We start from the raw sequence: 22,598 nt of genomic DNA on the forward strand, positions 1-22,598 counted from the left end.
AGGTTTCGTCAAAAAAAACCACCAACCTTAAATCAATCATGCTTTGATTCGGCGGATTCTCATTTGAAGTTTATCCGCCAGCAAATACATAACTGGTACAATCACTAACGTAATGACTGTGGCAAAGGTTAGCCCAAATATTACTGTCCAAGCCATAGGACCCCAAAAAGCTGCGTTGTCGCCACCGACGTAAAACTGGGGATCAAACTCCGTCAATAAAGTTCCGAAATTGATATTCATTCCAATCGCCAGGGGGATCAGACCTAGCACTGTGGTGATTGCTGTCAGCAATACCGGACGAAGTCGAGTCTTACCGGATTCGATAATGCTGGACAATAAATCCTCGTATTCCAGAAATTCTCCGGCTTTAATTCCCTTTTCCTTACGTTTCCTAGCCCTGACCAAATCGGTATAATCGATCAATACGATTGCATTATTCACCACGACACCGGCTAAAGAAATAATTCCGATTCCGGTCATGATCACCACGAAATCCATATTGAATATTACCAATCCGAGAAAAACCCCGATGGTACTCAAAAGCACCGAAATCATGATAATAAATGGACTGATCACGGAATTGAATTGCGCTACTATGATCAGGAAAATCAACGAAACTGCAATCGCCAAGGCATTGATAAGGAAAGCCAGAGACTTAGCCTGCTCTTCCTGTTCGCCGGTAAATTTGACAGTCACACCATCCGGGATGGTGAAATTTTCCATCAAGGTTTTGATTTCCCCGTTGATTTCCGTGGGATTGTACCCATCAAGTACATTTGAAAAGAGCGTAATCGCTTTTTCGAGATCTTTTCGTTTCACCGAACCATAGGTAGAGCCATACTCGATATCGGCCACTGCAGAAATAGGCACTTCGCGTTTGTCTCCAAACTTATCCCTAAATCCGATCTTCTTGTTAATCAAAGTATTGATATCATATCGGTAGCCTTCAGCCAGGCGAAGCTGGATAGGGTAATCCTCTTCCCCTTCCTTGTACCTGGACACCTCTTGCCCGAAAAGTGAAGTCCGTAATTCAGTTGCAATCTGCGAGGTAGAAAGTCCAAATCTTCTGGCCTTGTCACGGTCGATCTGAACCACTACCTCAGGACTTCCCAAGGACAGGTCAGATTTCAATTCTTCCAAACCGGGAATATTGTTAGACTCCAAATACTCCTTAGTTTCACCAACGAAAGCGATTAGTTGCTCATAATCTTCTCCTACAAACTCAATATTCACAGCTTTTCCTACCGGAGGACCATTTCGTTGTTTATCTACTGTGATCAGTACACCCGGATATTTCTCCACAAGATCACGTATCACTTCCATTGCACCATTGGTGTTTATTCCTTGTCTGTCAATGTAGTCTACAAATCCGATGGTTATTTTAGCCTTGTGAGGGGTTGCTTGTTGACTTGGTCCCTCTATTGGATCTCCTGTGCCCTCTCCTACCTGGGAAATTACCGATTCCAGAATATCGCTGTAGGGTTCCAATGCCAGCAACATCTCATCCTCCATCCTATCTACAAAGCTGTTGGTAGCGGCGATGTCTGTTCCTATTGGAAACTCGACAAAAACATTGACTAGCTGAGGTTGATTATCCGGAAAGAAAAGCACTTTAGGTGCCCTGATTTCCAGCAAAACCAAGGATAAGAACAGTAGTCCAAACATGCCCCCAAAAAAGAAATAGGGTCTTTTTCCATGTAGGGCGTATTGAAGAGTGGATTCGTATGCGTTTTCCAACCTTACCAATAATACGGATTGGAACCAGCCGATGGCTTTTCTAAGGAAGAATACATTAAAAACAGTCAATACAGAAGCAACTAAAGCCAATGACCCGAGTGCGGTCCAACCTATCAAAAAGAAGATCGTGGAAAGGATAAGGAAAACACCTGCGGTGATGATCGACTTCTGCTTGGGCTTATTTTTTCCTACTTCATCAATTTTCATAAACATTGCTGTCATCACAGGATTGATGACCAATGCAACGAAAAGAGAGGATGATAGTACAATAATCAATGTAATTGGCAGAAATTTCATGAACTCTCCCACCAAATCATCCCAAAATGCCAAAGGTAGAAATGCCGCCAAAGTCGTCGCAGTAGAGGTAATAATCGGCCATGCTACCTCTCCCACTCCTTCTTTAGCAGCCTGAATGCTAGGCTTCCCTTCCTGCATCAGGCGGTAGACATTCTCCACCACTACAATTCCATTATCCACCAACATCCCTAAGGCGAGAATCAAAGAAAACAACACCATCAGGTTAAGTGTGATCCCGAATGAATTCAAAATGAGGAAAGAAATAAACATGGAAATCGGAATAGCCGATCCCACAAACAGAGCATTCCGGAATCCCATGAAAAACATTAAGACCAACACTACGAGAATGATCCCGAAAATGATGGAATTCTCCAAGTCACTTACCTGCGTTCGCGTCTGCTTACTTTGGTCATTGGTAATCGTGATTTCAAGATCTTGAGGAAAGCGGTTGGCTTTGGTCGTCTCAATGATCGTTTTGATCTTATCCGCTGCATCGAGGAGGTTTTCTCCACTTCGCTTGGTCACATTGATCGTGACTACAGGCAGGTTTTTGCTACGGGCATAGGAAGTTCGATCTTTGTATGTGTCTTTAATTTCGGCTACATCTCTCAGATAAACGATCTTTTGCTGATCCGTCTTAATGATGATATCGAGGAGGTCTTTGGGATCGGTGAATTCACCGTCTACCCGTAGTGAACGTTCAAAATCTCCACTTTTTATACTGCCGCCAGAAATAGTTATATTCTCTGCCTGAATAGCACCGGAAATATCTCCAAAGCTCACCCCTACAGCCTCCATTTTGTAGGGATCAGCATTGATCTGAATCTCCCGCTCGATAGTTCCGGCAAGATCCGCTTTTGAAATCTCCGGAAGCTTTTCGATCGCATCTTCCAGATATTCTCCAAACTTTTTCAATTCTTGCTCAGAATAAGGCCCGGAAATATTCACGTTCATGATTGGAAAATCTGATGTATTTACTTCCAATACATTAGGTTCCTGATCAAGGTCTGAAGGCAGTTCGCTTTTAGACTTATCGACAGCATCCTTCACATCCTGAATCGCTTTCGAGATTTCTATACCAGGGGTAAATTCGATTACAATGGAAGAAAAATCCTGAACCGAAGTGGATTTGATGTCCTTCACGTTGTTGAGAGATTTCAGTTCTTTCTCGATAGGGCGAGTGATCAGGTTCTCCATGTCCACAGGCGAATTGCCCGGATAAGGTGTTCCGATATAGACCGTCGGGATCACGATCTCAGGAAAACTTTCCTTGGGCATGGTACGGTATGCTCCCAGTCCCAGGACGGTGATGATCAGGGTCAGGATGACTACCGATGTGGAATTGTCCACACTGAAACTGGACAGTCCAAATTCCCGAATTATAGAGGTTTTAGAAGTATCTGCCATGGCTTAAAGCTGTGCGATATTTACACTGAAATTATCCCCGACTTCACGAAACCCTTTGTCCACGAGCGTTTCAGATCCGGTTAAACCTTCCAATATCTCCGTTTCATTATTTGCAGTAAGACCGCGTTTTACGTATTTCTTTTTAGCAGTTTGATTTTCCACAATAAATACATAATCGCCCTGGTTATCTGCCAAAATCAAATGTGCAGGTACCAAGACACTGCTACTATTCTGATAATCCTTGATTTTCAATACAGAGATCATGTTTGGCTTTACATCAGGCATAGTTGGAAGCAAAACCTCCACCGTGAATGTCCTGTTGTTGGGATTAATTACTCCACCAACCGCTGAAACCCGACTGGTAATCGACTTTTTGAGGGAAGGGAAATCTACATTCACCGTATCCCCTTTTCTCAATACACCCACAAAACTCTCTGACACATCCGCCTGAATGTAAAGGTCGCTTTCGCCTACAAATTCAAACATCGGAACGCCAGGCTGCGCCAATTCTCCCATTCTCACTTTCACAGACTCCACCGTTCCATTAAACGGGGCTCTGACGTAGGCCTTGTCCAATTGGGTTTTTATGGAAGCGAGGTTTTTCTCCAATCCTTCCTTTCGGTTTTTTGCTTCCAAATACTGGATTTCTGTACCGATTTTTTGATTCCAGAGGCGTTGCTGCTTTTCAAAAATAGTGGTCGCTAAGTCCAGCGAATTTTCCAACTCTTCGATGTTTCGCAAAATGGATTCCGCATCGATTCGGGCAAGAATTTGTCCTTTGCTCACCCGGGCTCCTTCCATGACAGGCACTTCGAGGATCCTGCCCGCAGTCTCTGCACTGATACTCACGTTCTTTTTGGAAAGGACGGAACCAGTCACTTCTACAAAGTGAGCAAATTCACCCTTCCGGGCTGCTGCAGTAGTGATGAGTATTGATTTTTTATTTGCGGCTGCAAATTCAGGGTCGAGTTTTGCAATCTCTGATTCCAGTGTTCTGATTTCAGTGTTTAGTTCTCCAACCTGACTTTTTAGCTCGGCTAGTTTGGTTTTCTTGGCTTCCACTCCCTCTTCCTGCGCACAAGAAGTCTGGAGAATTGTCGCAAGAATAATCGGTAAAAATTTAATTAACGGCTTCATATAGAGAAGGAAATTTTGAATGTGAAATAATGAGTTGGTTTAGTTATTCAAATCGGCTTTTAATATGCCAAGGGCTTTTTCCAGATCTACTTTGGAAATCAATCCGTCATACAGCGCCGCCAGGTAATTGATCTCAGCTTCAGTCAATGCTGCATCTGCGTCAATCACTTCGAGATTTGAACCGACACCCTCTTGGTATTTGATTTTGGCAATGTCAAATACTTCTTTGGCCAATTCAAGGTTTTCGCGCTGCACATCCAGGATGTTTAGGTCGTTTTTAAGGTTTGATTTGGCAGTGAAAATCTCGTTTTGATAGGCATCACTTAAGTAAAAACGCTGGTTTTCAAGTTGGTTTAGTGCGTATTTATTTTTTTGGATCCGGGCGCTTTTGCTAAATCCATCAAATATTGGAATGTTCATACTTAGGCCCAGCAGGGAGCTTGTAAACCAGTTTTGTTTGTTGAAAACGGTGTTTAATTCATTTCCTGCTCCACTTCTACGGATATTACCGACAAAATCGATGGTTGGCATGTATTGAGAGGTGTTGTTTCTGATATCAAGTTGTTGCAGTTCAATTGTTGTTTTTAGTTGGTCCAACTCAACTCTTCCTTCACCTTCGCGCAACAAAAGCTGATTTATCTCCTCGCTTGAATTCAACTCCTCAAGCGTTTCGGTAATTAAGACATCGACAGTAAGTGGCATTCCCATCTGAATTTTTAGAATTTCTTTGCTAATCTCCCAAGCCGTCCTACTTCGTTCAACCTGGCTGTACGTATTGTTGCGCTGGACCTGAATTCTGGAAACTTCGATTTTCTCTGCGAAACCGGCTTCGTTGAGTGCTTTAGCTTCTTTGAGCAAAGAATCTACACGAGCTAAGTTCGATTCGGAAAGACGAATTCTTTCCTGATTCACCAGCACTCCGAAGTAAGCCTTTTTCACATTTTCGATTACATCGTTTTCAGCCTTCACCAGATCAAAATTTGTCAACTGTGTCAAGGTTTTTGCGGCACGCAAGCCCACAAAAAACGATCCGTCAAAAATCATCTGAGTCATATTGACTCCCAGTCCGGAGGAATAATTGACTCCAAACCGAGCAGGAATCACTTCACTTGGATTGGAAGGATCTCCAAATGGTGGTTGATTAGGTAGAAAAACAACTGGTATCAAAGGATTGTAATCCAGATTAAATGTACCATTGATCTGAGGCAAACCCTGCGCTGTGGTTTCCTTTACAGTAGCTTTGGAAATAAACGTTTCCAGCCGGGCATTTTTGGTTGTTACATTGTTTTCGATAGCATACAAGATAGATTCATTCAATGTCAGTTGAGCGATTTCCTGCGCTTGTATGCTTGAAAAAGCGAGTAAAAATACCAAGGCTGTAAAAAGGTATTTATTCATAGTTGGGTTAGTTTTCAATCTTCTATTGCCTGTTGTGAAGTGTAGGCCAATCGCCCCTTCTCCGTGAAAATTCCATGAAGAAAATGATCCAATAACACCATCTGCTCCTCGGCCAAATTAAAATTCGGATTGGTAAAATTGACCGGGTCAAATGCTGAAGTGATCTGATTGACACGGGTTTTAGCCAAAATTTCAGAGTCAATTTCTTCCCTGAAATACCCCAGCTTTTTTCCCCTTTCAAGGACATTCTTCAGATCATCCATAATTACCCGGGCCTTGAAATCCTCAAACATTTTCCATGATTCCGGGAAGTATTTTTGGATTTCCATGATCGCTATGGGATTCATATTCTGCAATCGGTCCCGCATCATCTTGGATGTTTTAACCAAATGCTCAATCACACCATCCTCGCTTTCCAGAATGAAGGCCATTTTGCACCGATCCTCTTCGAGAATATTCTCAAATGCTTCTCTTACCAAGTCCTTTTTATCCGCAAACTCCTGATAAATGGTTTTTTTTGATACTCCTGCCAAGCGGGCTAAGTCCTCCATCGTCACGGTCCTAACTCCATATCGCGAAAACTGCTCTGTCGCTATTTCTAAAATTCTTTTTCTCGTCTCCAATTTTCCTTAGTCTGCATTTCGGGACAAAACTATGGAAACTTTTTATTAGCAAAAAGTTTCCAAGGTTTTTTTTCAGATTATTATTTCATTAACACCTGATTTAGTGTTCAAAATCGTACATGGATAAATTTTTTCCCTATAAAACAAAATATTATTCGGCATTTTAATCAGCCACACTAGATCAGGAATCTTAAAGGATTCTCTGAGTCTTTCCTCAATTTGCTCAATTTCAGTCAGTAAGCCTACAGCATTCATCCACACACATTTTCCCAATCTTTCGATAGGCGACTTTTCAATCTATCACCCAATTCCTTACCTTTGCGACTTACCAGCCCAAGGACATGATTTTCTTCTTTGAATCACCTCAGAAACTCGTTTACGGAGTTCAATCCCCACAGCCCCTATCACCTGAAGACGTCGAAAAACTCACCTGGCTTTTTGGTGAAGCCAAAGCCATCCAGGGACTGAGATTAGCCGGAAAATACTCCGGTTCCCGCAAAGAAATGATCACTCCCTGGTCCACCAACGCGGTGGAAATCACGCGAAACATGGGAATCCTCGGCATTCAGCGGATTGAGGAATTCACCCCACTTGCTGTCGGAGATCCAATTGACCCCATGCTTCAGAAAGTTTATGAAGGACTGGATCAGGAAATCTATGACATTCGTCTGGAGCCGGAGCCAATCAAGGCTGTCACTGATATCGCCGCTTACAACAAATCCGAAGGACTGGCCCTCAGTCAGGAGGAAGTTGAGTACCTCAATAATGTCGCTACACAACTGGGACGACCGCTGACTGACTCGGAGGTTTTTGGTTTTTCGCAAGTGAACTCCGAGCATTGCCGTCACAAGATCTTCAACGGCACTTTTGTCATCGACGGCGAGGAAAAACCAATGACCCTTTTCCAACTGATCAAAGAAACTTCCAAGAAGCACCCCAATCGAATCGCATCAGCTTACAAAGACAATGTGGCCTTCGTCACTGGTCCAAAAGCCCAGCAATTCGCTCCAAAGACACAACATCAAGCAGATTTTTTTGAAACACGGGAGATTGATACGGTCATTTCCCTAAAAGCCGAAACGCATAACTTCCCGACCACCGTAGAACCCTTCAACGGCGCTGCAACAGGTGCAGGGGGAGAAATCAGGGATCGTATGGCGGGAGGAACGGCTTCGATTCCTTTGGCTGGCACCGCAGTTTACATGACTTCCTATTCCCGTTCGGAAAAAGGAAGAAGCTGGGAAAAAAACCTCGCCGAACGTCCTTGGCTCTATCAAACCCCGATGGATATCCTGATCAAAGCATCCAATGGAGCTTCTGATTTCGGGAATAAATTCGGCCAACCGCTGATCGCAGGCTCAGTTTTGACTTTTGAGCATGAGGAAGATGGAAAACACCACGGTTTTGACAAAGTCATCATGCTGGCAGGTGGAGTGGGCTTTACCAATGCCAAATATGCCAAAAAAGCTGAGCCAAAAGCTGGCGATCAGATCGTCGTCATGGGCGGAGAAAACTACCGCATCGGAATGGGCGGATCGGCAGTTTCTTCCCTGAACACTGGCGAACTTTCCAACGCCATCGAACTCAACGCCATCCAGCGCTCCAACCCGGAGATGCAAAAGCGGGTATCCAACGTAATCCGCGCCATGGCCGAAAGCGAAAACAATCCCATCATCTCTATCCACGATCACGGAGCCGGAGGACATTTAAACTGTCTTTCCGAATTAGTCGAAAGCACGGGCGGAACGATCCACATTGATAAATTGCCTGTGGGAGACCCTACTCTTTCCGCCAAGGAAATCATCGGAAATGAATCCCAGGAAAGAATGGGATTGGTCGTAGGGAAAAAGGATGTGGATACCTTGAAGCAATTATCTGATCGTGAACGCGCACCATTCTATGTGGTAGGCGAGACAACCGGAGACATGCATTTCAAATTTGAAAACAGCAAAACGGGAGAAAAGCCTGTAGACTGGAACTTGGCCTACATGTTTGGATCCTCACCTAAGACTATTCTTGAAGACAACTCCGGGAATGCTTCTTTTTCCGAAGGCGAATACCAACCCGAACTTCTCAAATCGTATATTTCAGAGGTGCTTCAGCTGGAAGCCGTGGCTTGCAAAGATTGGCTGACGAATAAAGTGGACAGGTCTGTCACCGGACGAGTAGCTACCCAGCAGACAGTGGGCGAAATCCAACTTCCGCTAAATGATGTGGCTGTCATGGCCTTGGACTTTACCGGAAACAAAGGAATCGCTACTTCCATCGGACACGCTCCTGTTGCCGCTTTGGCAAATCCAGAAGCGGGAAGCCGATTGGCAATCGCAGAAGCCTTGACGAATTTGGTTTTTGCACCTATTGCTGAGGGGCTGAAGGGCATTTCCCTCTCTGCCAACTGGATGTGGCCGGCGAAGAACAAAGGAGAAAATGACCGACTCTATCGGGCAGTTCAGGCCGTATCTGAGTTTGCGATTGAGTTAGGTGTGAATATTCCTACAGGAAAGGACTCCCTTTCCATGACTCAGAAATACAAGGACGGCAAAGTGGTCTATTCCCCGGGAACGGTGATTATCTCTACAGTTGGCGAGTGCTCTGACATCAAAAAGACAGTGAAAGCTGCACTTCTTCCTCAGTCTGGGACTAAGGTTCTTTACATTGACTTCTCCGGGGATTCTGCAAAACTCGCAGGTTCCTCTTTCTATCAAACTTTAAATAAAATAGGGACTGAAACACCAACAGTCACAGATTCGGCCTACTTCGCAGCCGCATTTACAGCGGTACAAAACTTGATCGAAAAAGGGCTGGTACTTTCCGGCCACGATATATCTTCCGGCGGAATCATCACGGCTTTGTTGGAAATGTGCTTCCCTTCCAAAAGTGTCGGGTTGCATGTGCGGGAGTCCAGACTTGCCGAGCAGGATCTGATCAAAGCCCTTTTCTCCGAAAATCCGGGCATCTTGATACAAGTTGCGGATGATCACAAAGTAGAAGACTTCCTCACCGCATCGGAAATTGACTTTGTGGAATTGGCGGAAGTGACCTTAAACGGTACGCTAACCTTAGAAAATCAAAGTCTCAACATCACCGAGATGCGTCATCTTTGGTACAATTCCTCCTACCTGCTTGATAGAAAGCAAAGTGGAGAGAAATTAGCCAAGGAGCGTTTTGAAAATTATAAAAACCAGCCCCTATCCTTTGAATTTTCAGACGGTTGGAAAGGCAGCTTTGCGGCGGCAGGACTGGACCCCTTCCGTACGACTAAAGGAAAAGCGAAAGCTGCCATTATCCGTGAAAAAGGCGTAAACGGCGACCGGGAAATGGCCTACTCGCTTTGGTTGGCAGGATTTGAAGTGAAGGACGTTCACATGACTGACTTGATTGCCGGTCGTGAAAATCTGGAAGACGTACAAATGATCGTCTTCGTCGGTGGCTTCTCCAACTCAGATGTTTTAGGTTCAGCCAAAGGCTGGTCAGGGGCATTCCTTTACAATCCAAAAGCAAAACAGGCTTTGGACCACTTCTATGCAAGAGCTGACACCTTAAGTCTTGGCGTTTGCAACGGCTGTCAACTCATGATGGAATTGGGTTTGGTTACGCCAGACCACGATCAAAAGCCAAAAATGCTCCACAATGCGAGTCATAAGTTTGAATCTTGCTTTGTGAATGTGACTGTGCCGGAAAACAACTCGGTGATGCTGGGTTCACTCAGCGGACAGCGACTTGGTGTTTGGGTAGCACACGGAGAAGGCAGATTCTCCCTTCCAAAGGGTGAGAACGGGTACAATTTCGCCATGAAGTATAGCTACGAAGCTTACCCTGGAAATCCAAACGGATCGGACTTTGCGACGGCAGGGATCGCATCCGAAGACGGTCGCCACTTGGCCATCATGCCACATATCGAACGAAGCCTGAAACCTTGGAACTGGGCACACTATCCAAGTGAACGAAATGATGACTTCACGCCTTGGATGGAGGCTTTTGTGAATGCAAGGAAGTGGGTGGAGGGGCAGCTCTAATCTTCGGCGTTCATTATTCGACGTTCGGAGTTCGATATTTTTTGATTTACGAAGTGTAATTGAACTGCCATCGTGAAACATGAAATTGACCTCTTCAATTTTAAAAATCTCAAAACGTAAATCCTAAATCTCAAATCAATAAAATCCCTCGGAGCAATCTGAGGGAATTTTTTTGTAGAAATTGAATCAAGTGCAGGTGAGCCATTCAAGGAATGATAATGCGGTTTTCTAAAAAAAATTATAATAACTCTTTTTCCCTGACTTTGGGAATCGCGTCCCCTACTTCTCATACTCAATCTTCCTGATCCTCCAGAGAATTTGCATCGTTGGGGTTTGGACGAGAGCCTCATCCCCTACTTCCTTTTTGAGCAAGGCTTGGGCCATAGGGGAATCGATCGAAATATAGTCTCTTCGTTCAAAAATCTCCTCACCTCCCACTATGCGGAAGCGGATCTTCTGTCCTTTTGTGTTCTCGATCTCGACCCAGGCTCCAAACATCACTTTTCCTTCCTGATAAGGTGTGTAATGGATTACCTTTAAGTCATCGAGACATTTGCGGAGGTAGTGAACTCGTCTGTCAATCTCCCGTAGCCGCTTTTTGTTGTAGTGGTAATCGGCATTCTCTGAGCGATCTCCCAGACTTGCTGCCCAAGCGACTTTTTGGGTAGTCTCCGGACGCTCCACTTTCCATAGGTGATCCAATTCGGCCTTTACCTTCTCCAGGCCTTCGGGTGTAATCCACATCGTTTTCATTTCTGCAAATCAGGTTGTTTGTCTTGAAATTACTAGTTCGATCGAACTTTGCTTTTTTTTCCCCAACGCTTTCAGGCTTTATAATTCCTGTCAAAAATAAAAATTCTACCTTCCGGTGGTATAGCGTCTATTTGCTCCGCAAAGAAAATTTGAGGATTAATTAAACCCTCCTGTAGCGAATAGGGTAGTCAACCACACTAAGAGGCAAGAGAAAAAAATACCAATGGTATTGGCTAAGAATGCTTTTTTCCTTTCCAAGCCAAAAAGATAACCTGCAATGGTCCCTGCATAGACACCCGTGCCGGGAATCGGCACCAGCACAAAGATCATTAAACCCCAGAAGCCATATTTTTTCACGTTATTGCCAGCACCAGCTTTGGCTCTCCGTCCTACAAAAATTGCCGCTTTTTTGTAGGATCTCCATTTCATGAAATATCGATTTACCACATTTAAAAAAAAGGACATGATAGGGAATACCAGCACATTGGCTGCAAAGCAAAGACCAAAGGCCAGATAAATATTAATATCATTTAGAATAGCATAGGGAATGCCAACTTTCGCCTCTCCAAAAGGAGACATGCTCCACAGCATGGCGATTAAAATGTCGAGAAACATCGGGTGTTGATTAGAAGCAACAAAAGTAGTGAAATTCGGAAGCGCTACCACTTGGTAGAACTTCGAATTGAGGATAAAACGCGTTCACGGGCAAAAGGATTTGGATTTCTTTACGCCCTACTGATCAATCGGACTTCTTGGTCTTTCCCAGCCCAACCTGGTCGGAAAGCAAAACCCGCGGCGCATATCAAAAACTTACTTCATGGACGATTTACAACTGGTGTTGGGCTGATTTAATAAAAATTCTCCTATGATCTGTTTAAATGTTGATTACGAATAAAAACGACTAGCCTTTAGGATAAGAATCGCACCTAGGAGGTAACAGTCCCGGGAAAGGGATCAGGAAAAACTGTAAGGTTATGGTTCGATCAACACAAGAGTGGAATGAATTATAGTTTTCCAGTGTGTGAATTTCTCCTAGAACAATCGCTCGTGCATAAATCGCTCACAATTCATCACCGGAATTTTGGAGAAATGGAAGCCACCCGAATCCTCAGTGATGATCACCTCACAGTCAGAATTCAACGCCGAATAGTACTCCAAGCCATCTTCAAAATCATACACTCGCTCGTCCGATGCAGTCAACCGCACGGTATCCTGATCGACTAAGGTACTTTTAAGCTTGGTGGAAAGGATTTCAAGCTTCCTCTTAGCTAGGGCAGTTCCGCTTTTTTTCTCAGAAAAATAAAAAACAATGGCCAGACAAATCGGAGAAGTATAAAGCTCAAAACCGGGCTTATCCGCCAAACTTAAAATCCGGGATGAGTTTGGAAAAAGTGGATACTCCTTGTTCAAGACCGAAACCAACACATTGGCGTCCAGAAAAACTCTCATTTTTTACTTTCAAAAAATTCATTCTTGAGGTCATTTCGGCCGGGAAGCTTTTTGTATTCCATCGGTCCAACAGATACCTCATTGATCCAATCCGAAACAGGCAATTCTTCCAAGGATTTATAATTTTTGGAGGTGATCTGAGTGTAAAGATATTCCGTCAATCTGGATAGGCTGATGTTATTTAGCTCTGCAAAATCCTTGGCCTTTTCGATGACTTCTTTATTAAAAGCGAGGGTGATTTTAGCGTCCATACCGATTTAAGTTTACTGTAAAATTTATACGTAAACAAAAATAAACCTATACGTATTGCCAAGGTTTTCTCAAAAAATTTCTCCGAAAGATTTGAAATTTAACCCATTACGTACAGCAACTATGCCAGTTCACTCCCTGGTAATTAACTGGAAAAAAGATTGAAGTTCACAAAAACCAGGTGTGTACCCCGCCACCGCGGACAAGTATGGACTGTCGAGGAATTTTGACCATTGTTAATTGACCATTTGCTCATTGATAATTGCGCATTGTCCATTGACAAGTTAAACCCCTCTCCTCCACCGTCCCTCAATCTCAGCAATTTCAGCTTCTGTTTGTGCCTTATTCTTCTTGTTGGTTTTTTCTTTGTTCAGATCAGTGGCATAGAAGTGAGTATCCTGAAAATAACTCACCCGGGCTTCGGATTCTCCTTTGGCTTTGGTCCACTTTTCACCCTTGAAAAGTTTCACCTTTTCCTCGTGTAGCTCCAGTAGTTCATCATATGGACCCCGAGCAGAGATCAGCTTGACGAAGATCGGTGCGGTCTCGATCGCAATGAAAAGCAACATGATAAAAATATTTGCCATTGCCATGGCCGAACTTTCCCTTGTCAGAACAGACAATGCATCCATTCGGGCTGCCAAACCGTCGAAACCTTCGATTCCGGGTAGCTGCTTTTCAAACTCCGCTTGACGTAAAGTGATAAATTCCCGAATTTGAGCTTCTATCGTATCCACCCGAACCTGATTTCTTTTGCGTAGCTCATCTAAGGCAAGCTGTGCAGCATCGAGTTGCACTTCCTTCTTTTTGGCATGGGTACCTAAGCCTACGATTCCGCTGGTTCCCGATGTTTTCTCCCCAAACCGCTCGGAATCGTATTCGGTTTGAAGTTGATCGCGAAAGGATTCAGCTTGAGAAACTTCACTTTTCAGCGAGTCGATTTTGGCTTCCAGTTCTTGAATTTCGGGAAAGCCCTTTGCCAAATTGGCCTTGGATTGGGCGATAAACTCCGTCTTTTTCTCATCCAATTTACGGTTGATTTCTCGCTCAAACATCTTCAATTCTATAGGTTTGGAAATCACCAATGCCAGCAAGACTGCCAGAACGAGTCTAGGAATGGCAAGCTTCCACTCTGTCCATGCATTTTCCCGTTTTCGCATACTGGAAACAATAAACCGGTCCAGATTGAAAATCATCAATCCCCAAAGCAGGCCAAAGAAAATAGCCGGAACGAGGGATTGAAAGACGGTGAAAAGCGCATAGCCGGCAGCCAAAGCAGCAAAAACTCCGGTAAAAAAAACCGTCGCCCCGATCCCGAAATATTTGTTCGATTCAGTTGGGGCACGTTTGAGCAGGGCAAAGTTTGCGCCACTGCAAAACCAGAAGAATCGGGTGATATGCTGCATGTCGGTTGAGAGATGGATCCGATCATGATAGCGCTAAAACACTACCAATTAACTCGGAGCATATTAAAAAGGGACGAAATGCGGCTTTTAAGGGGTAGAAAAGCACTAATTATGCAAACGGAAAGCATGGAACAACACTGGATTTCGTCCGACATGTACGTATTCGGTCAATTGTTGAACGGTTTTGGTTCAGGTGAAAAATCGACTAAGTTTGAAAATATGAATAAGCAGCTAATCCTCCTTTTACTGGTTGTCGGACTAATTCAACTCACGGCATTTTCCCAAACAGTTCCTTTTGAACAGGAAGTCAGACATATTTCTGCGCGGATTGACAGTTTAGGTTGGGAAAAGGGCGGTACGGTTTTCACCGGAAGTTCGACCATTAGAATGTGGAAAAGCTTGGAACCCTCATTTCCGAATGAAAACATCCTAAACACGGGGTTTGGCGGTTCGAAGGCTTCCGATCTGGAAACGCACCTTTTTCCTTTAGTTATAAGACTGCAGCCCAGCCGGGTATTTATTTATGAAGGAGACAATGATATTTGGGCGGGAGTCGAGGTAGCTGACATCATGACAAGCTTGGACAATATTGTTAATCGTCTTCAGCTCATTGACCCAACTATGGAGATTTACCTAATCGGGGCAAAACCAAGTCCATCCAGATGGGAAAAGAAAGCAAACTATGAGGTCTTGAATCAGAAGCTTAAAGAATACTCCCTATCCAAAGAAGGCGTAGAATTCATCGATACTTGGGCTGCGCTTATTGATGCGGAAGGAAATCCAAGACCTGAGTTATTCTTGGAAGATCAGCTTCATTTGAATGAAAATGGATATGAACTCTGGACGAGGATTTTTAAGTCGTACTTCTAAAAAGTAAGAGTTTCAGGTTTTCTTTCTTAACTTTTTCTCCCAAACACTGAGCGGAAGATTGCCTCCAATTGTCCAAGAAAAACCCTCCCACTTTCTAGCGATACGAACCGGAGAATCATCCGCTAAAGTAAACTCATAAAGTCGATTCGCTCCCAAAGTAAAAAACTGACCTACCTCAAGATTCAAAAAGGATGATTTAAAAATCCTGATCCTGGAATGAATGCCAGTTTTAAAGAAAAATGGATTTCTTTTTATCAGCTCAATTTTATAATTCAGCAACTCTCCTTCCGAGGTTTGGATCTGTCCAGACCTGTTTTGTGATTCTTTGTCAAAGCCAAAAACTGCCATATTAGCATTCAAAAATGCCCCAATTCGGATGTTTTGTTCAGCCCCGGTAGGAATATCATACCGAAATGTGAAAGGTAAAACCAAATTTGTTGACCCAGCCCCTGAAACATCCAGAAATCTTCCATAAACTTCAAGATATAGTGGACTTGAATCATGGTGAAAAAATGAAAGCCCTGATTCCAAGGATAAATTATCTTTTCTAAACCCAAAACCCAGTCCATAATAGAGACTCAGGTCTTCATTTCCGCTTAACTGAGAATCTTGATTAACTCCATATCTCATACCAAAAAATGGCAAAACGTAGTATCCATTTTCATCACTTAAACTCTTGTAATTTTCTCCCTTGGTTAACCTTTTAGCTTTTTTTAGGGCATTGGTTTGAACTTGAGTAAAAGAAGCAAAGCTTATGGATAGGAGACAGATACAGATGATTAACCTTTTCACTTTAGAAAATATTCAGCGTTAAAAATATCAGGTAAAACTAAATAATAGCTAGAAAATTGTCTTCCTTTCAAGTTTTATTTTATTCTTTGGTAAAAACCTCATTATGAAATAAAAGCAAAAATCGACTTTTAAATGACTTTTCAGGGTTTGGACAATAGACTTTAAAATGCTCTTTTGGACATCGTTCAACAGACCAATCTCCAACTTGTCACTGTAAACTTCACAGAGCGATAACCTTACTCCCAAATAAAATTCTTACTTTTGCACCCTCAATTAGGCAAAACCATGCAGAATATTCGGAATATCGCGATCATCGCTCACGTTGACCACGGTAAAACAACCCTTGTGGATAAGATCATCCACGCCTCTCAAATCTTCAGAGAAAATCAACAATTCCAAGATCTTATTTTGGACAGCAATGACCTTGAACGCGAACGAGGCATCACCATACTTTCAAAAAACGTATCCGTACGCTACAAAGACGCAAAAATCAATATCATTGACACGCCTGGTCACGCCGATTTCGGCGGTGAAGTAGAGCGCGTTTTGAAGATGGCTGATGGCGTTATTCTTTTGGTCGATGCATTCGAAGGTCCAATGCCTCAGACCCGTTTTGTATTGAGCAAAGCGTTGGCGCTTGGACTTATTCCAATCGTGGTAGTCAATAAAGTAGATAAAGAAAACTGTCGTCCAGATGAAGTACAAGAGTCAGTTTTTGACTTAATGTTCAATTTGGATGCGACAGAAGATCAGCTGAATTTCTTCACGCTTTACGGTTCTGCAAAAGACAACTGGATGGGACCGGATTGGAAAAATCCAACCGATTCCATCTTCCCGCTTTTGGATGCAATTTTGGAATACATTCCTGCACCAAAAATTGAGGAAGGTAGCCTTCAGATGCAAATCACTTCTTTGGATTATTCCAACTTCGTAGGTCGTATTGCTATCGGCCGTGTGAAAAGAGGAAAAATCGTTGAAAACCAACAGATCGCGCTTTGCAAGTCAGATGGAACGATCAAAAAGATGCGGGTGAAAGAATTGCAGGTGTTCGAAGGATTGGGTCGGGTAAAAGTAGCTGAAGTCCCTGCCGGCGATATCTGTGCGGTGATGGGTGTGGAAGATTTCGAAATCGGTGATACCATCTCCGATCCGGATACGCCCGAGGCACTTCCAAGAATTTCGATTGATGAGCCGACGATGAATATGCTCTTCACGATTAACAATTCTCCTTTCTTCGGTAAAGAAGGTAAATTCGTGACTTCCCGTCACCTAAGAGATAGACTTTACAAGGAAACTGAGAAAAACCTTGCGCTAAGAGTTGAACCAACCGATTCGGAAGATAAATTTTTGGTTTACGGACGCGGTATCCTTCACTTGTCCATCTTGATTGAGACCATGAGAAGAGAGGGATACGAACTTCAGGTGGGTCAGCCTCAGGTGATTTTCAAGGAAATTGACGGAGTAAAGTGCGAGCCAATCGAATTGCTCGTAGTTGACGTACCACAGGAGACTGCCGGAAAGGTAATCGAGCTTGCTACCCAGCGTAAAGGTGAATTGACCGTCATGGAGCCTAAGGGTGACCTTCAGCATTTGGAGTTCAGAATTCCTGCCAGAGGATTGATCGGCTTGAGAAACAATGTGCTGACCGCTACTCAAGGTGAGGCGATCATGAACCATAGATTCTCTGCTTACGAGCCGTTCAAAGGGACTATTCCTGGTCGAATCAACGGCTCGCTGATTTCTATGGAAAACGGACCTTGTACTGCCTATGCCATTGACAAACTTCAGGACAGAGGTGTATTCTTCGTAGATCCGGGAGATGATTTGTATGCAGGTCAGGTAGTGGGTGAGCACTCCAGAGACAATGACATCGTGGTAAATATTCAAAAAGGTAAAAAACTCACCAACATGAGAGCCTCAGGTTCTGATGACAACGTGAGAATCATTCCCGCAAAAAAATTCTCTTTGGAAGAATCCATGGAATACATCCAAAAGGATGAATACCTGGAGATCACTCCTAAATCCATCCGAATGAGAAAAATTTATCTGGATGAAAACGAAAGAGCCAGAATGGCAAAAAAAGAGTCTTAAAAGCTCTGATTCTAAGGATATTTAATCTTCAAATTGAAATCCTCCAGCTACTCTGCCGGAGGATTTTTCATTTCCATCTGTCATAAATCTTCTTCTGATTCCCAACCAATTCTCGAATCTTTCGTGTTTAAAACTAAATCCAAATTCCCTCTTATGAACAAATCATCCCTGCTCTTTTTGATCGATCTGACTCTTTCTACTTTTCTTACGCGCGGAGTAAAAATGATGTAATTCACCTAGCTGAAGGCCCAAAGGAAGTTCAAGTCATAGAAGTCGGATTCAATACGATTAAATATTCCTTTCCGAATGAAAAAACATTTTACAGCATCAGCAAACATTAAGTCAATAAAATTGAGTATGCCAGCGGAAGAGAAGAGGTATTTGAGAGTCCTTTTAAGAAAATTAATGGACTTGACAAGGCAGAGGATATATTTGTAACCTACAATCCTGATGAAGTTGCTGGACTTCAAAATATAGGTCAGCTTTTCAGCAAAACTACAGGAGTCACATCTCTTTCATCTATGTATAATGTCAAAAATCGTGCGTTTGACAAAATGAAGATGGAGGCTGCAATGCTAGGGGCAAATGTGATTTTGATCGGAAATTCATCGTCAAGAGGGAATACCTATGGCAACGAGAATGTTCCTTCAGTATCTACTCAAACTGTACTTTTTGGTCAAGCGTACAACTCCTTTCCCTTGAATATTGAAAAACTTAAAGAAGAACTAAAAAATAAAAAAGTCCATTATTATTTGACTTATAGACTAAACAAAAGAATGGACTATCCCGAAATGACTGTCTCCACCAAATATGATTCAGATCGAAATCATTTGATGACAGAAATCACAGAAGTATTTGAAAACAATGGGAAGCTTTTTGTAAAAATCAATGATTTCAAAAGCAAAACTAACGCTTTACAGGTAATTAGAGCAAATGAAAATCAAATTGTACTAATGAAACAGTTAAACAATAAAATTTATAATTACATTTTACTAACTGAAAAAAGTGACGTTCTTAAAAATCCTTCTACGATCCGTAGGGTTATTAATTAAAATTTAGGTTAGAAGAAATCTACCAATAGCTTTAAAATTGGATATACCTTACTCATTAGTCATTCTCACTTTCCAACAGAGCCGTATTAATTTCAATTCATCCCTTTAATTACCACATTTCCAGTACCACCAGGCAAGCAGGGATACTGAAAATCAATCTTTGCACGCTTTGGTGAAGTGATGGTCGTATAAAACGCATCCAAAAATTTAAATGATGATTTGATGTATTTTTCGTCCAACAAATCGCTGTCAGCATACAAAGAATAGACAGCATCTTTTTGGCCAATAAATTCCTTGAAAGTATTCTCAAAACGGTCCATATCATCGATACAAAATCCACGATACCTTCTGTCTGTAATCGAAGGCAGCTTCAGTTGGGGTGCAGGCATGGCATAGGGGGCTCGGACTATACCCGCGTGGTCAAAATCATACGGCACTGCCACCGGTTTGCCAAGATTTGGTGAACTGATCAGCTTTATATTTTGACGGTACTGAACGGACCAATCCGTATTTCCGATTAGATATTGGAATACCGCCATCCTCAGAAAGTCCTCTTCTTTCACAGTTTCCGGCTGTACCAAATCCTTGTCCAGAGATTCCATCAGGTTCCGCTTCGCCATTTGATCTTCCTCTTCGATCAAGAATCCGATAAATGGTCCAAAACTTTTATCAAAATCGCTTTGATCCACTAGTGTTAATCTCACCAACCTAACTTTAAAACTATTGGGAGTCAGCAGATTATATAACCTATAGGCATAATACTCCCTTATGACATACTTTTCACCCCGACAAGGCATCACCAGTTTGATCTTATCCTGAGCTGAAAAAAGAGTGCCTTTAGTACTTTCTTTTGCGAAATTCAAGAGTATAGGGGGGTATTCGCAAATGTTCATTTCTCTTCTAAAATGTCCACGTGTCCTAAGCCGAAGTGGTATAACTTTTTTATTATCAGCGGATTCGGAGTAGGCAATTAAAAAATCAAAGTATTCAGGCTCTCCTTTTGTGTTTTTTAACAGGTTTTTAACATCCCCCTTCAACTCTATTTCCAGGATTTCCTCGTCCTCAAAAAGACCCTCACTTTGCCCAAAACTAAGAGGAGTCAAGATCAAGAATGACATCAAAGAAGGGATTACTTTATTGAATTTATTTAAAAGAGTCATAGTTGATCAGGAAATAAGTTTAGGCAACATCAAAAAACGGCACATATTGCTTAATCACAGTTTGGAACATTCATTTAGCTTCGATCTATCCCCAATGTTATTTTAAAGTAATTTAAATTTTTATCTTTAAACTTTGGTCAGAAAGATCAATTCAAACCGAGTTAAACTCAGCAGAAGCTGAATCAACCTATGACTTCTCGACGAAAAGTAATTCAAACCCTAGGCTTGGCGAGTGCCGCTGCCTTTATACCTATTCACACAATCGCATCAATTATGCCCACACAAAAAATGATTCACCAGGTCTATTTCTGGTTGCACAAAGACTCCGATTTAAACGAATTTAAAACTGATGCAGCACCCATGCTGGGTCGATGCAAGGACGTCGCAAGTTTTATCATGGGAACTCCAGCTCCGACGGAAAAGCGTGAGGTAGTCGATCACAGCTTTCACGTATCCTGCACCTTGTTTTTTGATTCTCTGGAGGCACAAGCTGCCTATCAAACTGATCCTCTTCACCTGCAGTTTATTGAAAAGTACTCCCACATGTGGAAAACGGTGAAAGTCTACGACATAGCGATTTAATTAAAACCCGCATCGCCATAATTTCCGTAAATGAGTAAAGTCAAATTGTAAAAGTCTATGAAAAAGTTAAGTTGGATTATCGGATTGGGGATTTTGATTGTGTGGGGATGTGATCCAAAAGATGACCCAACCCCTACGATTCCAGGCCAGGAAGTCAAGCAGGCCATCTTCGACAGTATGAAGGAGTGGTACTTTTGGAATCAGGAACTGCCCGCTACCGTGAATTTAGCCAACTTTGATTCCAACGAAGCCCTTTTGGACGGAATCATTTTCAAGCCTTTGGATCGATTTTCCTATTTGACCACCCAAGAAGCGTTCACCAACGCCTTTGTCGGGAGAAATGCAGGTCACGGATTTGGGTTTGCTTTCACTTCAGATGAAAAGCTTTTCATATCCTTTGTTTTTGACGAATCTCCTGCCGGAAAGGACGGTTGGAAACGTGGCTGGGAAATCATCCAAATCAACGGAAAACCAATCGCTGAATACAAAACCTCCTCAGGCGGATACGACTTCAAACTAGGTCCTCCAGATCCAGGAATCAGCAACTCATTTACGTTCAAACTTCCTGACGGAACCACTACAACCAGAACTAACATCAAAGCGGAGTACCAATCCAATTCGGTTCTGGAACAAAAAGTATTCGATGCTGGTGGTAAAAAAGTGGGTTATTGGGCTTATCAGAGCTTCAAAGCTACGGCTGGACTTAACCCAACCCGAAGTGCTGAGGTGACCTCTTCCATGGAATTTTTCCAAAGTCAGGGAATACAAGATCTGATCATCGATTTGAGATATAATGGAGGAGGTTCGGTAGCCGTTGCAGAACAGATTTCAAATTATTTAATACAAAGTTCCAATTCTGGAAAATTGATGTACACCAATAAGTTGAATGCAACCAAATCCAGCCAAAACAACTCTAAAAACTTCTCTAAAATCGGAACCTTAGCCCTTTCCAGAGTAATCTTTATTACCTCACGAGGCTCGGCATCTGCTTCCGAATTAGTCATCAATAACTTGGACCCGTACATGGAAGTAGTCCTGATCGGAGACAATACCTTTGGAAAACCGGTAGGTTCATTTCCGCTTTCGCAGTTTAACAGGCTATTGAAAGATAACAACGTGGAAGTGGTTCCGATCACCTTTGCTACCGCCAATTCGGAGGGCAAAGCAGAATATTTCGACGGATTTCCCGCCAATTTCAATGTTGGAGACTCACCTCAATTCGAATGGGGAGATCCCCAAGACCTCAGGCTAGCCGCTGCACTTCAATTTGTGCAAAACGGAAATGTATCAGGAAGAATGATGGACACCTACTTCAAACCCAAGTGGGAAATGATAGATGCATTTAAAGGATTGCAACAAGAGTTTCCATCGTACTAAAAGATAAAAGCCCGATCGTCTGATCGGGCTTATTATTCAACAAAAAACTGGGATTCCAAACCTACTTCAAGCATGAAATGCGGTTTGAATTCTAATTTTCTTATCTACTCCAACTTTTTACTAAATAATTCTAAAAGAGCACTATTAGATACATTTCCAAGATTTACTTTTATGAGCTTAAGAGGTTTCTTTTTGATAAGAT

General features: G+C 42.6%; 17 protein-coding genes. 6 read left to right on the forward strand and 11 right to left on the reverse strand.

From position 1 onward, the window contains the following. Nucleotides 1–36: 36 nt before the first annotated feature. From C4S61_RS10060 to C4S61_RS10075, 4 genes are read right to left on the reverse strand one after another with little or no spacing between them, the layout of a single operon-like run. Nucleotides 37–3,441: an efflux RND transporter permease subunit gene (locus C4S61_RS10060; RefSeq protein WP_103924677.1), complete on the reverse strand. Its 3,405-nt coding sequence runs from the start codon at nucleotides 3,439–3,441 to the stop codon at nucleotides 37–39. Between the two features lie 3 nt (nucleotides 3,442–3,444). Then, entirely contained in the window at nucleotides 3,445–4,578 is a 1,134-nt protein-coding gene (locus C4S61_RS10065) for an efflux RND transporter periplasmic adaptor subunit (RefSeq protein WP_103924678.1), read from the reverse strand. A gap of 39 nt (nucleotides 4,579–4,617) precedes the next feature. Beyond that, complete coding sequence (locus C4S61_RS10070; protein WP_103924679.1) at nucleotides 4,618–5,976, reverse strand: TolC family protein; 1,359 nt, start codon at nucleotides 5,974–5,976, stop codon at nucleotides 4,618–4,620. A 14-nt stretch (nucleotides 5,977–5,990) separates the two neighbouring features. Then, nucleotides 5,991–6,599, reverse strand: coding sequence for a TetR/AcrR family transcriptional regulator (locus tag C4S61_RS10075; RefSeq protein ID WP_103924680.1), 609 nt, complete (start codon nucleotides 6,597–6,599; stop codon nucleotides 5,991–5,993). A gap of 341 nt (nucleotides 6,600–6,940) precedes the next feature. On the opposite strand from C4S61_RS10075, the gene purL reads away from it, so the two are divergent. Next, complete coding sequence (gene purL / locus C4S61_RS10085; RefSeq protein ID WP_103924682.1) at nucleotides 6,941–10,615, forward strand: phosphoribosylformylglycinamidine synthase; 3,675 nt, start codon at nucleotides 6,941–6,943, stop codon at nucleotides 10,613–10,615. 279 nt (nucleotides 10,616–10,894) lie between these two features. On the opposite strand, the gene greB is transcribed toward purL, so the two are convergent. The 5 genes from greB to C4S61_RS10120 form a co-directional block, all read right to left on the reverse strand. After that, nucleotides 10,895–11,359, reverse strand: coding sequence for a transcription elongation factor GreB (gene greB / locus C4S61_RS10095; RefSeq protein WP_235009920.1), 465 nt, complete (start codon nucleotides 11,357–11,359; stop codon nucleotides 10,895–10,897). Between the two features lie 165 nt (nucleotides 11,360–11,524). Continuing rightward, nucleotides 11,525–11,983 (reverse strand): COG2426 family protein, encoded by a 459-nt coding sequence (locus tag C4S61_RS10100; RefSeq protein ID WP_103924685.1) that lies wholly within the window; start codon nucleotides 11,981–11,983, stop codon nucleotides 11,525–11,527. Nucleotides 11,984–12,400: 417 nt separating this feature from the next. After that, nucleotides 12,401–12,817, reverse strand: coding sequence for a PIN domain-containing protein (locus C4S61_RS10110; RefSeq protein WP_103924687.1), 417 nt, complete (start codon nucleotides 12,815–12,817; stop codon nucleotides 12,401–12,403). After that, nucleotides 12,814–13,068 carry a DUF6364 family protein gene (locus C4S61_RS10115; protein WP_103924688.1) on the reverse strand — a complete coding sequence of 85 codons (255 nt, stop codon included), beginning with the start codon at nucleotides 13,066–13,068 and terminating at the stop codon, nucleotides 12,814–12,816. The genes C4S61_RS10110 and C4S61_RS10115 overlap by 4 nt, the downstream gene beginning before the upstream one ends. A 282-nt stretch (nucleotides 13,069–13,350) precedes the next feature. Then, nucleotides 13,351–14,472 carry a DUF4407 domain-containing protein gene (locus C4S61_RS10120; protein WP_103924689.1) on the reverse strand — a complete coding sequence of 374 codons (1,122 nt, stop codon included), beginning with the start codon at nucleotides 14,470–14,472 and terminating at the stop codon, nucleotides 13,351–13,353. Nucleotides 14,473–14,583: 111 nt separating this feature from the next. Between C4S61_RS10120 and C4S61_RS10125 the strand changes: the two genes are divergently transcribed. Further along, nucleotides 14,584–15,342 carry a GDSL-type esterase/lipase family protein gene (locus C4S61_RS10125; protein ID WP_160111223.1) on the forward strand — a complete coding sequence of 253 codons (759 nt, stop codon included), beginning with the start codon at nucleotides 14,584–14,586 and terminating at the stop codon, nucleotides 15,340–15,342. A 12-nt stretch (nucleotides 15,343–15,354) separates the two neighbouring features. Here the strand turns inward: C4S61_RS10125 and C4S61_RS10130 are convergent, their stop codons facing one another. Continuing rightward, nucleotides 15,355–16,134 (reverse strand): hypothetical protein, encoded by a 780-nt coding sequence (locus C4S61_RS10130; protein ID WP_103924691.1) that lies wholly within the window; start codon nucleotides 16,132–16,134, stop codon nucleotides 15,355–15,357. A gap of 285 nt (nucleotides 16,135–16,419) precedes the next feature. On the opposite strand from C4S61_RS10130, the gene typA reads away from it, so the two are divergent. Both typA and C4S61_RS10150 read left to right on the forward strand, forming a co-directional pair. Then, the gene (gene typA, locus C4S61_RS10135) at nucleotides 16,420–18,225 is read left to right on the forward strand and encodes a translational GTPase TypA (protein WP_103924692.1); all 1,806 of its coding nucleotides are present in this window, start codon (nucleotides 16,420–16,422) and stop codon (nucleotides 18,223–18,225) included. A 554-nt stretch (nucleotides 18,226–18,779) separates the two neighbouring features. Then, nucleotides 18,780–19,277, forward strand: coding sequence for a hypothetical protein (locus tag C4S61_RS10150; RefSeq protein WP_160111224.1), 498 nt, complete (start codon nucleotides 18,780–18,782; stop codon nucleotides 19,275–19,277). Nucleotides 19,278–19,369: 92 nt separating this feature from the next. Here C4S61_RS10150 and C4S61_RS10155 read toward each other — a convergent pair whose 3' ends face one another. Next, complete coding sequence (locus C4S61_RS10155) at nucleotides 19,370–20,395, reverse strand: HipA domain-containing protein (protein WP_146064376.1); 1,026 nt, start codon at nucleotides 20,393–20,395, stop codon at nucleotides 19,370–19,372. Nucleotides 20,396–20,626: 231 nt separating this feature from the next. On the opposite strand from C4S61_RS10155, the gene C4S61_RS10160 reads away from it, so the two are divergent. Together C4S61_RS10160 and C4S61_RS10165 are read left to right on the forward strand one after the other, a co-directional pair. Continuing rightward, nucleotides 20,627–21,019: a Dabb family protein gene (locus C4S61_RS10160; RefSeq protein ID WP_103924697.1), complete on the forward strand. Its 393-nt coding sequence runs from the start codon at nucleotides 20,627–20,629 to the stop codon at nucleotides 21,017–21,019. 57 nt (nucleotides 21,020–21,076) lie between these two features. After that, nucleotides 21,077–22,396 (forward strand): S41 family peptidase, encoded by a 1,320-nt coding sequence (locus C4S61_RS10165; RefSeq protein WP_103924698.1) that lies wholly within the window; start codon nucleotides 21,077–21,079, stop codon nucleotides 22,394–22,396. Nucleotides 22,397–22,598 lie beyond the last annotated feature (202 nt).

It is taken from the genome of Algoriphagus boritolerans DSM 17298 = JCM 18970 (genome assembly GCF_900108085.1).
GTDB lineage: Bacteria > Bacteroidota > Bacteroidia > Cytophagales > Cyclobacteriaceae > Algoriphagus > Algoriphagus boritolerans.

Bases quoted from the DNA above. Each gene is read 5' to 3' on its own strand.
- C4S61_RS10125 (WP_160111223.1), top strand. From the start codon at position 14,584: ATGCAAACGGAAAGCATGGAACAACACTGGATTTCGTCCGACATGTAC.
- C4S61_RS10155 (WP_146064376.1), bottom strand. From the start codon at position 20,395: ATGTCATTCTTGATCTTGACTCCTCTTAGTTTTGGGCAAAGTGAGGGT.
- C4S61_RS10165 (WP_103924698.1), top strand. From the start codon at position 21,077: ATGAAAAAGTTAAGTTGGATTATCGGATTGGGGATTTTGATTGTGTGG.
- greB (WP_235009920.1), bottom strand. From the start codon at position 11,359: ATGTGGATTACACCCGAAGGCCTGGAGAAGGTAAAGGCCGAATTGGAT.
- C4S61_RS10115 (WP_103924688.1), bottom strand. From the start codon at position 13,068: ATGGACGCTAAAATCACCCTCGCTTTTAATAAAGAAGTCATCGAAAAG.
- purL (WP_103924682.1), top strand. From the start codon at position 6,941: ATGATTTTCTTCTTTGAATCACCTCAGAAACTCGTTTACGGAGTTCAA.
- C4S61_RS10100 (WP_103924685.1), bottom strand. From the start codon at position 11,983: ATGTTTCTCGACATTTTAATCGCCATGCTGTGGAGCATGTCTCCTTTT.
- C4S61_RS10110 (WP_103924687.1), bottom strand. From the start codon at position 12,817: ATGAGAGTTTTTCTGGACGCCAATGTGTTGGTTTCGGTCTTGAACAAG.
- C4S61_RS10065 (WP_103924678.1), bottom strand. From the start codon at position 4,578: ATGAAGCCGTTAATTAAATTTTTACCGATTATTCTTGCGACAATTCTC.
- C4S61_RS10150 (WP_160111224.1), top strand. From the start codon at position 18,780: ATGAAGATGGAGGCTGCAATGCTAGGGGCAAATGTGATTTTGATCGGA.
- C4S61_RS10060 (WP_103924677.1), bottom strand. From the start codon at position 3,441: ATGGCAGATACTTCTAAAACCTCTATAATTCGGGAATTTGGACTGTCC.
- C4S61_RS10120 (WP_103924689.1), bottom strand. From the start codon at position 14,472: ATGCAGCATATCACCCGATTCTTCTGGTTTTGCAGTGGCGCAAACTTT.
- C4S61_RS10070 (WP_103924679.1), bottom strand. From the start codon at position 5,976: ATGAATAAATACCTTTTTACAGCCTTGGTATTTTTACTCGCTTTTTCA.
- C4S61_RS10160 (WP_103924697.1), top strand. From the start codon at position 20,627: ATGACTTCTCGACGAAAAGTAATTCAAACCCTAGGCTTGGCGAGTGCC.
- typA (WP_103924692.1), top strand. From the start codon at position 16,420: ATGCAGAATATTCGGAATATCGCGATCATCGCTCACGTTGACCACGGT.